This window comes from Pyxidicoccus sp. MSG2 (assembly GCF_026626705.1).
Classification (GTDB): Bacteria; Myxococcota; Myxococcia; order Myxococcales; family Myxococcaceae; genus Myxococcus.
The window spans coordinates 9,879,640-9,896,780 of the sequence record NZ_JAPNKC010000001.1 but is presented as its reverse complement, the minus strand read 5'-3'; the positions used below and the strand labels follow the sequence as shown (position 1 = coordinate 9,896,780).

At 70.1% G+C, this 17,141-nt stretch carries 1 protein-coding gene (running past both ends of the window); it reads left to right on the top strand.

Every position in this 17,141-nt window falls within one protein-coding gene, locus OV427_RS38585, for a non-ribosomal peptide synthase/polyketide synthase (RefSeq protein ID WP_267861229.1), read on the top strand. The gene is 45,561 nt long; 9,911 of those nucleotides lie to the left of the window and 18,509 to its right, leaving coding positions 9,912-27,052 in view — codons 3,304 (partial) to 9,018 (partial); the first complete codon in view begins at position 2. Both the start codon and the stop codon lie outside the window.

The following is a 17,141-nucleotide window of genomic DNA, read 5'->3' as shown; positions in this document are numbered from 1 at the left end:
GCTGCGTCTCGACGCACATGAGCACGTGCTGCTGCTGACCCTGCACCACATCGTCTCCGACGGTTGGTCCATGGGCGTGCTGGTGCGCGAGCTGGTCTCCTTCTACGAGGCCTTCTCTTCCGGCCTGCCGCCGCGCCTCGAGCCACTCCCCGTCCAGTACGCGGACTTCGCTTCGTGGCAGCACAACTGGCTGCAAGGTGACGTCCTCCAGGGGCAGCTCGACTACTGGAAGCAGCAGCTCTCCAGCGCGCCCGCCCTCTTGGAGCTGCCCACCGACAGGCCCCGCCCCGCCGTCCAGTCCCAGCGTGGCGCCTCACTGCCCGTCCATCTGCCCGTGCACCTGTCCGAGGCGCTCTCCGCCTTCTGCCAGCGCGAGGGCGTCACTCCCTTCATGGCGTTGCTTGCCGTCTGGCAGGTCCTCCTCTCGCGCTACTCCGGTCAGGACGACGTCTCTGTCGGCTCCCCCATCGCTGGCCGCACTCGCTCGGAGACCGAAGGCCTCATCGGCTTCTTCATCAACACCCTCGTGCTGCGTGCACGCGTGGCACCCCAGGCCACCTTCCGCGAGCTGCTCTCCCAGGTGCGTGCCACCACCCTGAGCGCCTACGAACACCAGCACCTGCCCTTCGAGAAGCTCGTCGAGGAGCTGCAGCCCGCGCGCAGCCTCAGCCACTCGCCTCTCTTCCAGGCCATGCTCGTGCTGCAGAACGCGCCGGCAGCGGCGCTGTCCGTGTCCGGCCTGTCCTTCCTGCCGCTGGAGCGTGAGGCCGAGGCCACCAAGTTCGACCTGACACTCTCCCTGGCCCAGACGTCCCAGGGACTCACTGGCACCCTGGGCTACCGAACCGACCTGTTCGACGCTTCCACTGTCTCCCGCATGGTGGAGCACCTGCGCTCCCTGCTGGAGGCCGCGCTCGCCTCGCCTGACGCACGCGTGGGTGAGTTGCCCATGCTCGCCCCGGCCGAGCGCACGCTGCTGCTCGAGTCCTTCAACGCCGCAACGGAGCACGTTCCGTCGCTGAAGCCCCTGCACGCGCTCATCGAGGCGCAGGCTTCGCACCGCCCGACTCAGCCCGCGGTGGCCTGCGAGGAACAGGTCCTCACCTATGCGCAACTGAATGCCCGAGCCAACCAGCTTGCCTGGCACCTGCGCTCGCTGGGCGTGGGCCCCGAGTCGTGCGTGGCCCTGTGCCTGGAACGCTCCGTGGACACCGTGGTGGCGCTGCTCGGGGTCTGGAAGGCCGGCGCTGCCTACGTCCCGTTGGACCCGGCCCAGCCCGCGCTGCGCCTCCAAGCCCTGGTGGAAGAAGTCGCCGCTCCCGTCGTGGTGACGGTGGCCAGTCATGCCGCTTCCTTCTCCTGCGCCTGCGTGCGGATGGACGAAGACGCGGAGCTCCTGGCGAGCCACCGCACGGATGCGCCGACAAGCGGCGTATCCCTGGACAACCTGGCCTACGTCCTCTTCACCTCCGGAAGCACCGGCCGTCCCAAGGGCGTCGCTGTCTCCCATGGGCAGCTCGCCCACTACGTCCACTCCGCCACCCTGCGCCTGGGCCTCTCCGACTGCGCAAGCTTCGCTCTCGTCTCCACCTTCGTCGCCGACCTCGGCAACACCGTCCTCTTCCCCTCCCTGTGCACCGGCGCCCTGCTGCACGTCCTCTCTCACGAGCGCGCAAGCAACCCCGCGGGTGTCGCCGAGTACTTCCAGCGCCACTCCGTCGACTGCGTCAAGCTCGTCCCCTCCCACCTCGCCGCCCTCCTCACCGCGGCCGAGCCCCGCCACGTCCTGCCTCTCAAGAAGCTGGTGCTCGGCGGTGAGTCCTCCTCCTGGGCCCTCTTGGAGCAGGTGCGCGCGCTCGCTCCCGACTGCGAAGTCTTCAACCACTACGGCCCCACCGAGACCACCGTGGGCGTCCTCGCAGGCCGCGTCGAGTGGCCCTCCGCTGGCTCCTCACCGGCCACCGTGCCACTGGGCCGGCCCCTGGCCCTCTCGCGCCTGTACGTCCTCGACGAGCACCTCCAGCCCGCCCCCATCGGCGTGCCGGGAGAGCTGTTCATCGGCGGCGCCCAGGTGACTCGCGGCTACCTGCACCGCCCCGAGCTGACGGCGGAGCGCTTCGTGCCGGACCTCTACAGCCCGACTCCAGGCGCTCGCATGTACCGCAGCGGCGACAAGGTGCGCTGGCTGGCCGACGGACGCGTCGAGTTCATCGGCCGCTCCGACTTCCAGCTGAAGGTGCGTGGCTTCCGCGTGGAGCCGGGCGAAATCGCCAACGTCCTGCGCGAGCACCCCGCCGTTCGCGAGGCCCTCGTCGTCGCCCGCGAGGACGTCCCCGGCGACAAGCGCCTCGTCGCCTACGTCGTGGGCACGGCGGAGCTCTTCGTGGACTCGCTGCGCGAGGCCCTCAGGGCCCGCCTGCCCGACTACATGGTGCCCTCGGCCTTCGTCTCCCTGGAGGCCATGCCCCTGACTCCCAACGGCAAGGTGGACCGCAAGGCCCTGCCCGTACCCGACGCCACCTCCTCCGCTTCCGAGTACCTCGCCCCTCGCACCCCTACCGAGGAAATCCTCGCCTCCCTCTGGGCCGGGCTGCTGCGCCTGCCTCACGTCAGCGTGCAGGACGACTTCTTCTCCCTCGGCGGCCACTCCCTGCTCGCCACTCAAGTCGTTTCTCGCGTCCGCTCCTCCCTCGGCGTCGAGCTTCCCCTGCGCGCCCTCTTCGAGGCTCCCACCGTCGCCTCCCTCGCCGCTCGCATCGACTCGTCTCGCGACGCCGCTACCGGCCTCCAAGCCCCCTCCATCCTCCCCGTCCCCCGTACCGGGCCGCTGCCCCTCTCCTTCGCACAGCAGCGACTGTGGTTCATCGACCAGCTCCAGCCCGGCGGCTCCTCCTACAACATGCCCGCCTCCATGCGGCTGGTGGGCGCGTTGGACCGGGAATCCCTCCAGCGCAGCCTGTCGGAGCTGGTGCATCGCCACGAGTCGCTGCGCACCACCTTCCACGTGGACGCCTCGGGCCCCGTCCAGGTCATCGCTCCGCCTACCGCCGTGCCGCTGGACGTCGTTGACCTGAGCCACCTGCCCGGAGACGTGCGCCAGGCCGAAGCACTCCGTCTGGCGACCATCGAGGCCCTGCGTCCCTTCAACCTCACCACGGGCCCGCTGCTGCGCATGTCCCTGCTGGTGCTCGACGAGCACGAGCACGTGCTGCTGCTGACCCTGCACCACATCGTCTCGGACGGTTGGTCCACCGGGGTGCTGGTGCGGGAGTTGGTCTCCGCTTACGAGGCCTTCTCCTCCGGCCGCACGCCGCAGCTCGCCCCTCTTCCCGTCCAGTACGCGGACTTCGCTTCGTGGCAGCGCGACTGGCTGCAAGGTGACGTCCTCCAGGGGCAGCTCGACTACTGGAAGCAGCAGCTCTTCGGCGCGCCCGCCCTACTGGAGCTGCCCACCGACAGGCCTCGTCCCGCCGTCCAATCCCAGCGTGGCGCCGCGCTGCCCGTCCACCTTCCCCTCCACCTGTCCGAGGCCCTCTCCTCCTTCTGCCAGCGCGAAGGCGTCACTCCCTTCATGGCCCTGCTCTCCGTCTGGCAGGTGCTCCTCTCTCGCTACTCCGGACAGGACGACGTCACCGTCGGCTCCCCCATCGCTGGCCGCACTCGCTCGGAGACCGAAGGCCTCATCGGCTTCTTCATCAACACCCTCGTGCTGCGCGCACACGTGGCACCCCAGGCCACCTTCCGCGAGCTGCTCGCCCAGGTGCGTGCCACCACCCTGAGCGCCTACGAGCACCAGCACCTGCCCTTCGAGAAGCTGGTGGAGGAACTGCAGCCCGCGCGCAGCCTCGGCCACTCGCCTCTCTTCCAGGTCATGCTCGTGCTGCAGAACGCACCGACCGCGGCGCTGTCCGTGCCCGGCCTGTCCTTCCTCCCGCTGGAGAGCGAAGCCGAAGCCACCAAGTTCGACCTGACACTGTCTCTGACCCAGACGCCCCGAGGGCTGTCGGGCGTGCTCCGCTACCGCACCGACTTGTTCGACGCTTCCACCGTCTCCCGCATGGTGGAGCACCTGCGCACCCTACTGGAGGCCGCGCTCGCTTCGCCCCATACACGCGTGGGTGAGCTGCCTCTGCTCGCTTCCGCCGAGCGCACGCGGCTCCTCGAGTCCTTCAACACCGCGACGGAGCACGTTCCGTCGCTGAAGCCCCTGCACACGCTCATCGAGACGCAGGCCGCACTCCGGCCGACTCAACCCGCGGTGGCGTGCGAGGAGCAGGTCCTCACCTATGAGCAACTGAATGCCCGGGCCAACCAGCTTGCCTGGCACCTGCGCTCGCTGGGCGTGGGCCCTGAGTCGTGCGTGGCCCTGTGCCTGGAGCGCTCCGTGGACACCGTGGTGGCGCTGCTCGGCGTCTGGAAGGCTGGCGCCGCCTACGTTCCGCTGGACCCGGCCCAGCCCGCACTGCGCCTGCATGCCCTGGTGGAAGAAGTCGCCGCCCCCGTCGTGGTGACGGTGGCCTCGCGTGCGGTCGCCTTCGCATCCTCCCAGGCACACCCGGTACTGCTGGATACGGATGCCGGACTGCTCGCGGGCCTGAGCACTGATGCTCCTTTCTCCCAGGTGCATCCGGACAACGTGGCGTACGTCCTCTTCACCTCGGGTAGCACCGGCCGTCCCAAGGGCGTCGCCGTCTCCCACGCGCAGCTCGCCCACTACGTCCACTCCGCCACCCAGCGCCTGGGCCTCGCCGACTGCTCAAGCTTCGCCCTCGTCTCCACCTTCGTCGCCGACCTCGGCAACACCGTCCTCTTCCCCTCCCTTTGCACCGGCGCCCTGCTTCACGTCCTCTCTCACGAGCGCGCCAGCAACCCCGCCGGTGTCGCCGAGTACTTCCAGCGCCACTCCATCGACTGCGTCAAGCTCGTCCCCTCTCACCTCGCTGCCCTCCTCACCGCGCCCGAGCCCCGCCACGTCCTGCCTCGCAAGAAGCTGGTGCTTGGCGGTGAGTCCTCCTCCTGGGCCCTCTTGGAGCAGGTGCGCGCACTCGCTCCCGACTGCGAAGTCTTCAATCACTACGGCCCCACCGAGACGACGGTGGGCGTCCTCGCAGGCCGCGTCGAGTGGCCCACCCCGGACTCCTCACCGGCCACCGTGCCACTGGGCCGGCCCCTGGCCCTCTCGCGCCTGTACGTCCTCGACGAGCACCTCCAGCCCGCCCCCATCGGCGTTCCGGGAGAGCTGTTCATCGGCGGCGCCCAGGTGACTCGCGGCTACCTGCACCGCCCCGAGCTCACGGCGGAACGCTTCGTGCCGGACCTCTTCTCTCCGCTGCCCGGCGCTCGCATGTACCGCAGCGGCGACAAGGTGCGTTGGCTGGCAGACGGACGCGTCGAGTTCATCGGCCGCGCCGACTTCCAGGTGAAGGTGCGTGGCTTCCGCGTGGAGCCAGGCGAAATCGCCACCGTACTTCGCGAGCACCCCGCCGTTCGCGAGGCCCTCGTCGTCGCCCGCGAGGATGTCCCCGGCGACAAGCGCCTCGTCGCCTACGTCGTGGGCACGGCGGAGCTCTCCGTGGACTCGCTGCGCGAGGCCCTCAGGGCCCGCCTGCCCGACTACATGATGCCCTCGGCCTTCGTCTCCCTGGAGGCCATGCCTCTGACGCCCAACGGCAAGGTGGACCGCAAGGCCCTGCCCGTTCCCGACGCCACCTCCTCCGCTTCCGAGTACCTCGCCCCTCGCACCCCTACCGAGGAAATCCTCGCCTCCCTCTGGGCCGGGCTGCTGCGCCTGCCTCACGTCAGCGTGCAGGACGACTTCTTCTCCCTCGGCGGCCACTCCCTGCTCGCCACTCAAGTCGTTTCTCGCGTCCGCTCCTCCCTCGGCGTCGAGCTTCCCCTGCGCGCCCTCTTCGAGGCTCCCACCGTCGCCTCCCTCGCCGCTCGCATCGACTCGTCTCGCGACGCCTCCACCGGCCTCCAAGCCCCCTCCATCCTCCCCGTCCCCCGCACCGGCCCGCTGCCGCTCTCCTTCGCACAGCAGCGCCTGTGGTTCATCGACCAGCTCCAGCCCGGCGGCTCCTCCTACAACATGCCCCGCTTCGTGCGCATGGAGGGCCCCCTCGACGTGGCCTCCCTGCGCCGTGCGTTCGAGGAATTGGTGCTCCGCCATGAGGCGCTGCGCACCACCTTCACCCAGCACGAGGGCCAGCCCCTCCAGCTCATCGCTCCTTACGCCGAGCTGCCGCTAAACATCTTGGACCTCAGTGGCCTGGAGCCCCAGGCCGCACGCGCCGAGCTGGAACGGCAGCTGCGCGCAGACACGCTGAAGCCCTTCAACCTCGCCACCGGTCCGCTGGTGCGCGCCAGCTTGTGGAAGCTGGGCCCCGCCGAGCACGTGCTCTCTCTCAACATGCACCACATCGTCTCCGACGGTTGGTCCATGGGCGTGCTCGTGCGCGAAGTCGCAGCCCTCTACGACGCCTTCGCTCACGGCAAGCCTTCGCCACTCGCCCCGCTGGCACTCCAGTACGCTGACTACGCCGTCTGGCAGCGTCAGTGGCTCCAGGGCGAAGTGATGGATGCGCAGTTGGCCTTCTGGCGCGGCCAATTGGCGGGGGCTGTTCCGCTACAACTGCCCATCGACAAGCGCCGCCCGCCCATGCAGACGTTCCAGGGCGCGCAGGTCCCCATCGGCCTGTCGCGCACCACGTCCGGCAAGCTCAAGGCCCTGTGCCAGCAGGAGGGCGCCACGCCCTTCATGCTGTTGCTGGCGGCTTTCCAGGTGCTGCTGTCGCGCTACTCCGGCCAGGAGGACATCTCCGTCGGCACGCCCATCGCCGGCCGCCAGCGCGGTGAGCTTGAAAACCTCATCGGCTTCTTCGTCAACAGCCTGGTCATGCGCGCACGGGTGGCTTCGCGTCTCACCTTCCGCGACCTGCTCCGGCAGGTGAGGGAGTCGGCGCTGGGGGCGTACGCGCACCAGGATGTGCCCTTCGAGCGACTGGTGGAGGAGCTGCAGCCCGCACGCGACCTGAGCCGCGGCCCGCTGTTCCAGGTCTTCTTCGCCCTGCAGAACGTCCCCGCGGCCACGCTGCGGAATGAGGAACTGACGCTGAGCCCGATGGAGGTGGACAACCCCTCCATCAAGTTCGAGTTGCAGCTGAGCCTGGCGGACACGCCCGAGGGCTACCAGGGCGTGCTGGGCTACAACACGGACCTGTACGAGGCGGGCACCGCCGCGCGCATGGCGGAGCACTTCCACACGCTGGTGGAAGCGCTGGCCTCTCAGCCGGATGTGCCAATGGGGCGCGTCCCCATGCTCGCGGAGGGCGAGCGCCGACAGGTAGTCGTTGAATGGAACGCTACCGCCACCGAGTACCCGCGCGGCTCCACCCTGCCCGAGGTCTTCGCGCGCGTCGTCGCCCGCTTTCCCGACAACGTCGCCGTCGAGTTCGGCGACTCGAAGCTCACCTACCGGCAGTTGGATGAGCGCGCCAACCAGCTCGCCTGGCACCTGCGCGCCCTCGGTGTGTCCACCGACTCTCGCGTGGCGCTGGCCGTGGACCGCTCGCTGGAGTTGATTGTCTCCCTCGTCGCCATCCTCAAGGCCGGTGGCGCCTACGTCCCGCTCGACTCCTCCTACCCGCGTGAGCGCCTTGTCGCCATGGTGGAGGACGCCCGCCCGACGGTGCTCGTCACCACCCGCGAGCTGCTGGCGAAGCTCCCCGCTGAAGGCCTCTCCACTGTCGTCCTGGGAGAGGTGTCCCTGGAGGGGCAGCCGACGTCGACACCTCCTGCGGCCGCGCTGCCCCAAAGCCTCGCGTACATCGACTTCACCTCCGGCTCCACCGGCAGGCCCAAGGGCGTCGGTACTCCGCACGCCGCCGTGCTGCGCACCCTCTTCGGTGTCGACTACGCACATCTCGGCCCGGATGAATCCTTCCTCCTCATCGCCCCCGTCTCCTTCGACGCCTCCACCCTGGAGCTGTGGGGGCCGCTTCTCCATGGCGCGCGGCTCGTCGTCTTCCCGCCCCACTCGCCTTCCGACTTGAAGGAGTTGGAGTCCGTGCTGGTCAAGCACGGCGTCACCACCCTCCACCTCACCTCCGGCCTCTTCACCCAGGTGGTGGACCACCACCCCTCCGCCCTTCGCTCCGTGAAGCAGCTTCTCACCGGTGGCGACGTGGTGAGTGCACCCCACGTGCGCCGCGTCCTGGAAGGAATGTTCATTCCGGTGACGGCCTGCTACGGCCCCACCGAGTCCACCCTCTTCGCCTCCTGCTTCCGGATGACTTCAGCGGAGCAGGTGGGCACCTCCGTGCCCATTGGCCGTCCCATCGGCAATACCCAGGTGTACGTGCTGGACGCCTCTGGCCAGCCCGTGCCCTCCGGCGTCACCGGAGAGCTGTTCATCGGGGGCGACGGTGTCGCCCGTGGCTACGTCGAGCAGCCCGCGCTGACGGCGGAGCGCTTCGTCCCCGACTCCTTCTCCTCCACTCCCGGTGCCCGCCTCTACCGCACCGGAGACCTCGCCCGCTGGCGCCATGACGGCGTGCTGGAGTTCCTCGGCCGGGCCGACGCCCAGGTGAAGGTGCGCGGCTACCGCATCGAGTTGGCAGAAGTCGAAGCCGCTCTCCTCTCCCACTCCATGGTGGCCGAAGCCGTGGCGCTGGTTCGTGAGGACGTCCCCGGTGACAAGCGCCTCGTCGGCTACGTCGTCGCCCCAGACTCCCTGGACTCCGCGGAGCTGCGCTCCTTCCTCAAGCAGCGTCTGCCCGAGTACATGGTGCCCTCCGCCCTCGTGCGCCTGGGCTCCTTCCCCCTCACCTCCAACGCAAAGGTGGACAGGAAGGCCCTGCCCTCCCCGGAGTCCCTCGCCTCCTCCTCGGCCGACACCTACGTCGCACCGCGCACTCCCACCGAGGAGCTCCTCGCTGGCCTCTTCGCCCAGCTGCTTCGCGTGCCCCGCGTGGGCCTCCACGACAACTTCTTCGAGCTCGGCGGCCACTCCCTCCTCGCCACCCAGCTCATCTCCCGCGTGCGCTCCACCCTCGGCGCCGAGCTCCCGCTGCGCGCCCTCTTCGAAGCCCCCACCGTTGCGGGACTCGCGGCAGGCGTCGACTCCGCGTCTGGGAGCCAGGCACCCGCCCTCACCCCCATACCTCGCACCGGCGCGCTGCCCCTGTCCTTCGCGCAGCAGCGCTTGTGGTTCCTCGACCAGCTTGAGCCCAACAGCCCCGCCTACAACATGCCCGCCTTCGTGCGGCTGGAGGGACCACTCGACGCGGACGTGCTGCGGCGCAGCCTTGCCGCGCTGGTGCAGCGCCATGAAGCGCTGCGCACCGTCTTCACGCAGCACGAGGGACAACCCCTCCAGCTCATCCTGCCTGACGTCGAGCTACCGCTCGCGCAGATGGATCTGAGCGGCTTCCCGCCAGAAGCCGCCCAGGAGGAGTTGCATTGCCAACTGCGAGAAGACAGCCAGCGGCCCTTCAACCTCGCTACCGGCCCGCTGGTGCGCGCGAGCCTGTGGAAGCTGGGCCCCGCCGAGCACGTGCTCTCGCTCAACATGCACCACGTCGTCTCGGACGGCTGGTCCATGGGCGTGCTGGTGCGGGAAGTGGCCGCGTTCTACGAGGCCTTCTCCGCCGGCCAGCCCTCGCCCCTGGCGCCGCTGCCGCTCCAGTACGCGGACTACGCTGTCTGGCAGCGCCAGTGGCTGCAGGGGGCGGAGCTCGACGCGCAGCTGACCTGGTGGCGCCAGCAGCTTTCCGGCGCATCCACCCTGGAGCTGCCCACGGATAAGCCCCGTCCGCCCATGCAGACGTTCCGGGGTGACCGGGTTCCTGTCTCCCTGCCGCGCTCCTCCTCCGAGCAGCTCAAGACCCTGTGTCAGCAGGAGGGCGTCACGCCCTTCATGGTGCTGCTCGCCGCCTTCCAGCTCCTGCTGTCTCGCTACTCCGGGCAGCAGGACATCTCCGTCGGCTCGCCCATCGCGGGCCGGCAGCGCAGTGAGCTCGAAGGGCTCATCGGCTTCTTCGCCAACACGCTGGTGTTCCGCACCCGCGTGGAAGGCCGTGACTCGTTCCGGAACCTGCTGCGGCAGGTGAAGGACTCGGCGCTGGGGGCGTACGCGCACCAGGACGTGCCCTTCGAGCGGCTGGTGGAAGAGCTGCAACCCACGCGCGACCTGAGCCGCAGCCCGTTGTTCCAGGTGCTCTTCACCGTGCAGAGCGCGCCTGCGCCCGAGTCCGCGCCGCGGAAGCACGCGCTGTCGCTGCACCCGTTGAAGGTGGAGAACTCCACGGCCAAGTTCGAGCTGCAGGTCGTCCTGACCGATGCGGCGGAGGGCTACCAGGGCTCGCTGGGCTACAACACGGACCTGTTTGAAGCGCGCACCGCCGTACGCATGGCGGAGCACTTCCGCACGCTCATGGCGGCGTTGGCCTCTCAGCCAGATGCACCGATGGGGCGCATCCCAATGCTCGCGGCGGAGGAGCGCCAGCAGGTGCTGGTGGACTGGAACGCCACCGCGTCTGACTACCCACGTGACTCCACCGTGCCCGACGTCTTCTCCCGCGTGGTGTCCCGATTCCCCAACAAGGTCGCTGTCGAGTTCGGTGACTCCGCGCTCACCTACCTGCAACTGGATGAGCGTGCCAATCAGCTCGCCTGGCACCTGCGCGGCCTGGGCGTCTCCACCGATTCGCGCGTGGCCGTGGCCCTTGAGCGCTCTCTCGAGCTCATCGTCTCCCTGGTGGCCATCCTCAAGGCCGGGGGCGCCTACGTCCCGCTGGACCCGAGCTACCCCCGCGAGCGCCTCGCCGCCATGCTCGAGGACTCGCGCCCGCTCGCGCTCGTCACCTCCGGTGCGCTGCTGCCGAAGCTCCCCTCCGAAGGGCTGCCCACCGTCGTCCTGGGAGCGGTGTCCCTGGAGGGGCAACCGACGTCGGCACCTCCCGCGGCCGCGCTGCCTGACAGCCTCGCGTACGTCGACTTCACCTCCGGCTCCACCGGCAGGCCCAAGGGCGTGGGCACTCCGCACGCCGCCGTGTTGCGCACCGTCTTCGGTGTCGACTACGCCCACTTCGGGCCCGAGGAGACCTTCCTCCTGCTGGCCCCCGTCTCCTTCGACGCCTCCACCCTGGAGCTGTGGGGTGCGCTGCTGCACGGCTCCCGGCTGGTGGTCATGCAGCCCCAAGCGCCCTCGCTGGAGGAGCTGGGCCAGGTGCTCCAGCGCACCGCCGTGACGACGCTCTGGCTCACCTCCGGCCTCTTCACCCAGATGGTGGACGGCAACCTGGAGGGCCTGCGCACTCTGAAGCAGGTGCTCACCGGCGGTGACGTCGTCTCCGCGCCTCACGTGCGCCGCGTGCTGCAAGCGCTGCACGTGCCCGTCACCAATGGCTACGGCCCCACCGAGAGCACCGTCTTCGCCACCTGCTTCCGCATGACGGACTCGGCCCAGCCAGGCGCCACCGTTCCCATTGGCCGGCCGCTGGGCAACACGCGCGTCTACGTGCTGGACGCTTCGGGACAGCCTGTGCCCGTGGGTGTCCCGGGAGAGCTGTTCATCGGCGGCGATGGCCTGGCCCGGGGTTACGTGGGGCAACCTGCCCTCACCGCCGAGCGCTTCGTACCCGACACCTTCTCCGGTGTGCCCGGTGCCCGCCTCTACCGCACCGGAGACGTGGTGCGCTGGCGCGCCAACGGCCTCCTCGACTTCGTCGGCCGCGCGGATGCCCAGGTGAAGGTGCGCGGCTACCGCATCGAGTTGGCAGAAGTCGAAGCCACTCTCCTCTCCCACTCCATGGTGGCCGAAGCCGTGGCGCTGGTTCGTGAGGATGTCCCCGGTGACAAGCGCCTCGTCGGCTACGTCGTCGCCCCAGACTCCCTGGACTCCGCCCAGCTGCGCGCCTTCCTCAAGCAGCGGCTCCCCGAGTACATGGTGCCCTCCGCCCTCGTGCGCCTGGACTCCTTCCCCCTCACCTCCAACGCAAAGGTGGACAGGAAGGCCCTGCCCTCCCCGGAGTCCCTCGCCTCCTCCTCGGCCGACACCTACGTCGCACCGCGCACTCCCACCGAGGAGCTCCTCGCTGGCCTCTTCGCCCAGCTGCTTCGCGTGCCCCGCGTGGGCCTCCACGACAACTTCTTCGAGCTCGGCGGCCACTCCCTCCTCGCCACCCAGCTCATCTCCCGCGTGCGCTCCACCTTCGACGCGGAGCTGCCGCTGCGCGCCCTCTTCGAGGCACCCACGCTGGAAGCGCTGGCCCGGCGCGTGGAGCAGTCCTCGCGCAACACCGGCCTGCCCGAGCTGACCGCGACACCCGTGGGCCCTCGGGTGCCGCTGTCCTTCGCGCAGCAGCGCCTGTGGTTCCTCGACCAGCTCCAGCCCGGCACAGCCACCTACAGCATTCCGCACCGCCTGCGCCTTCGCGGGCCGCTGGACGCCTCCGCGCTGGAGCGCGCCTTTTCCGAGCTGGTCCGCCGCCACGAGTCCCTGCGCACCACCTTCCATCAGGAGGCCGATGAGGCATTCCAGCTCATCGCCCCGCACTCGCCCTTTGTGCTCTCCGTCCTCGACGTGTCCTCACGCGAGGACCGCGAGGCCGAAGCCCGCCGCCTCGCCACGGAGGAGGCGCGGCGCCCATTCCACCTCGCTTCCGGCCCGCTGCTGCGCGCCCTGCTGCTGCGCCTGGACTCGCGTGAGCACCTGCTGCTGCTGAACCTGCACCACATCGTCTCCGACGGCTGGTCCCTGGACGTGCTGGTGCGCGAGCTGAGCACCCTCTACCGCGCCTTCACCGCCGGCCGGCCCTCGCCGCTCCCCGAGCTGCCCGTGCAGTACGCGCACTACGCCGTCTGGCAGCGCGCCTGGCTGCACGGAGACAGCCTCGAACAACAGCTCTCCTGGTGGCGCCAGCACCTGGAAGACGCTCCGCACGCGCTGGAGCTGCCCACGGACTTCCCACGTCCGCCCGTGCAGTCCTTCGCCGGCGCCAGCGTCCACTTCCAGCTGCCCGAGCCACTGAGCCAATCGCTCCAGTCGCTCTCCCTCCAGCACGGCGCCACCCTCTTCATGACCCTGCTGGCCGCCACGCACGCGCTGCTGTCGCGCTACAGCGGCCAGGACGACGTCGTCGTCGGCTCGCCCATCGCGGGCCGCCGCTTCGCCCAGCTCGAAGGGCTCATCGGCTTCTTCGTCAACACGCTCGCGCTGCGCTCGCGCCTGCACGACGACCCATCCTTCTCCCAGCTCCTGTCCCGCGTCCGAGAGAGCACCCTGGGCGCCTACGCCCACCAGGACGTCCCCTTCGAGAAGCTGGTGGAGGCGCTGCAGCCCCAACGCGACTTGAGCCGCTCCCCGCTCTTCCAGGTGATGCTCGTCCTCCAGAATGCGCCCCGGCCGACCGCCTCGGCGCAGCCCGAGGAGCTGTCCGTGCTCCCCGCGGAGATGGGGAGCCTGGGCGGCGCGAAGTTCGACCTCACCTTCACGTTCAACCCGTCGCCCCAGGGGCTGACGGGCACGGTCACCTACAGCACCGCGCTGTTCCGTGACGACACGGTGCGCCGGCTCGTCACCCACCTGCGCATGCTGCTGGAAGGTGCCGTGACGCGGCCCGAAGCGCGCCTGTCCGAGCTGCCGCTCATGGACGACGCCGAGCGCCAGCAGGTGCTGCTCGACTGGAACGCCACACGCTCCGACTACCCGCGCGACGCCACCATCCACGAGCTGTTCCAGGCGCAGGCCCGCCTCACGCCCGACGCGGTGGCCCTCGTCTCCGGCAACGAGCACCTCACCTACCGCCAGCTCGACGAGCGCTCCAACCAGCTCGCCTGGCACCTGCGCTCGCTGGGCGTCGCTCCCGGCACGCCCGTCGCCGTGGGCCTGGAGCGCTCCTTCGAGCTCATCATCTGCCTGCTCGGCATCCTCAAGGCGGGCGGGGCCTACGTGCCCCTGGAGACGGCCTATCCCCGCGAGCGGCTCGCGCTACTGCTGGAGGACTCGGGCGCCGCGCTGCTGCTCACCGACTCCCGTCTCGCCGGCGGCCTGCCGTCCCTCTCCGGCCGCACCGTGCTGCTGGACTCCGAGTCCGAAGTCATCGCCCGCCAGCCCACCCACGCGCCCGCATCCCTGACGCAGGCCCTGGGGCTGGCCTACGTGATGTTCACCTCCGGCTCCACCGGCAGGCCCAAGGGCGTGCTGGTGCCGCACCGGGGCGTGGTGCGCCTGGTGCGCGGCGCGTCCTTCATCCACTTCGGCTCCGAGCACGTCTTCCTCCAGTTGGCCCCCGTCGCCTTCGACGCCTCCACGCTGGAAATCTGGGGCGCGCTATTGCATGGCGCGCGCCTGGTACTCGCGCCGCCCCACGCGCTCTCGCTGGAGGAGCTTGGCGCCCTGGTGCGCCAGCATGCGCCTTCCACCCTCTGGCTCACCGCGGCCCTCTTCGAACAGATGGCCCTGCACCAGGGGGAAGCGCTGGCCCGCGTGTCCCAGTTGCTGGCCGGTGGCGACGTGCTGCCCGCCCAGCGCGTGCGCGAGCACCTCGCGCGCCTGCCGCCGGACGCCGTGCTCGTCAACGGCTACGGCCCCACGGAGAACACCACCTTCTCCACCACCCACACCCTGCGCCCGCGCTCGGCGGTGGGACACTCCGTTCCGATCGGGCGGCCCCTCTCGCAGTCCACCACCTACGTGCTGGACGCCTCACTCAGGCCGGTGCCGGTGGGCGTGCCCGGCGAGCTGTACGTAGGTGGAGACGGTCTGGCCTGGGGCTACCTAGGCCAGCCGGAGCTGACCGCGGAGCGCTTCATCCCCGATGGCTTCAGCGACACCCCGGGCGCGCGCCTCTACCGCACCGGAGACATGGCGCGCTGGCAGGCGGACGGCACGCTCGAGTTCCTGGGCCGCGCCGACTTCCAGGTGAAGGTGCGTGGCTTCCGCATCGAGCCCGGCGAGGTGGAGGCCGTGCTGCGGCTCCAGCCCGGCGTGCGCGAAGCGCTCGTACTGGCGCGTGAGGACAGCCCCGGCGACAAGCGCCTGGTGGCCTACGTCGTGGGCGAAGCCGACGTCTCCGGGGACGTGCTGCGCGTGGCCCTCGCGGCGCGCCTGCCCGAGTACATGGTGCCCTCGGCGTTCGTCCTGCTGGAGTCCTTCCCGCTGACGGCCAACGGCAAGGTGGACCGCAAGGTCCTGCCCGCACCGGAGGCCACGTCCTCCGCTGCCGGGTACGTCGCCCCACGCACGCCCACCGAGGAAATCCTCGCCTCCATCTGGGCCGAGGTGCTGCGCCTGCCCCGAGTGGGCCTCCGCGACAACTTCTTCGAGGCGGGCGGCCACTCGTTGCTGGCCACCCAGCTCGTCTCTCGCATCCGCGCCAGCTTCGGCGTGGAACTGCCCCTGCGCGCGGTCTTCGAAGCCTCCACGCTGGAGTCCCTGGCGAGCCGGCTCGAAGTCTCGGTGCCACAGGACTCCGCGCCGCCCCTGGTGCCGGTGCCGCGCACGACTCCGCCCCCGCTCTCCTTCGCGCAGCAGCGGCTGTGGCTCCTCGACCAGCTCGCTCCCGGTGGCTCCGCCTACAACATCCCCTTCGCGCTGCGCATGTCGGGCCGGCTGGACCTCGAGGCCCTGCGCCGGAGTTTCGACGCGCTGGTGCATCGCCACGAGTCGCTGCGCACCACCTTCCGCGAGGAGCCCTCGGGCCCCATCCAGGTCATTGCTCCGCCCTCCGCGCTGCCGCTGGACGTCGCCGACCTGAGCCATCTGCCCGAAGATGCGCGCCTGGTAGAAGTGCGCCGACTGGCGGCCGACGAAGCCCTGCGTCCCTTCGACCTCTCCACGGGCCCGCTGCTGCGGGCCTCGCTGCTGCGCTTGGAGTCCGAGCACCACGTGCTGCTGATGACGATGCATCACATCGTCTCGGACGGCTGGTCCATGGGCGTGCTCGTGCGCGAGCTGGCCTCCGCCTACGAGGCCTTCTCCTCCGGCCGCGCGCCGCAACTGGCACCCCTGCCCATCCAGTACGCGGACTTCGCTTCGTGGCAGCGCAACTGGCTGCAAGGCGACGTCCTCCAGGGCCAGCTCGACTACTGGAAGCAGCAGCTCTCCGGCGCGACATCCCTGCTGGAGCTGCCCACCGACAGGCCCCGCCCCGCCGTTCAGTCCCAGCGTGGTGCCGCGCTGCCCGTCCATCTGCCCGTGCACCTGTCCGAGGCGCTCTCCTCCTTCTGCCAGCGCGAAGGCGTCACTCCCTTCATGGCCCTGCTCTCCGTCTGGCAGGTGCTCCTCTCTCGCTACTCCGGACAGGACGACGTCTCTGTCGGCTCCCCCATCGCGGGCCGCACCCGCTCGGAGACCGAAGGCCTCATCGGCTTCTTCATCAACACCCTCGTGCTGCGCGCACGCGTGGCACCCCAGGCCACCTTCCGCGAGCTGCTCGCCCAGGTGCGTGCCACCACCCTGAGCGCCTACGAGCACCAGCACCTGCCCTTCGAGAAGCTCGTCGAGGAGCTGCAGCCCGCGCGCAGCCTCAGTCACTCGCCTCTCTTCCAGGTCATGCTGGTGCTGCAGAACGCGCCGGCAGCGGCGCTGTCCGTGTCCGGACTGTCATTCCTGCCGCTGGAGAGCGAGGCCGAAGCCGCCAAGTTCGACCTGACCCTCTCGCTGGCCCAGACGCCCCGAGGGCTGTCCGGCGCGCTCCGCTACCGCGCGGACTTGTTCGACGCGTCCACCATGACGCGCATGGTGGAGCACCTGCGCTCCCTGCTGGAGGCCGCGCTCGCCTCGCCTGACGCACGCGTGGGTGAGTTGCCCATGCTCGCCCCGGCCGAGCGCACGCTGCTGCTCGAGTCCTTCAACGCCGCAACGGAGCACGTTCCGTCGCTGAAGCCCCTGCACGCGCTCATCGAGGCGCAGGCTTCGCACCGCCCGACTCAGCCCGCGGTGGCGTGCGAGGAGCAGGTCCTCACCTATGAGCAACTGAATGCCCGGGCCAACCAGCTTGCCTGGCACCTGCGCTCGCTGGGCGTGGGCCCCGAGTCGTGCGTGGCCCTGTGCCTGGAGCGCTCCGTCGACACCGTGGTGGCGCTGCTCGGTGTCTGGAAGGCCGGCGCTGCCTACGTCCCGTTGGACCCGGCCCAGC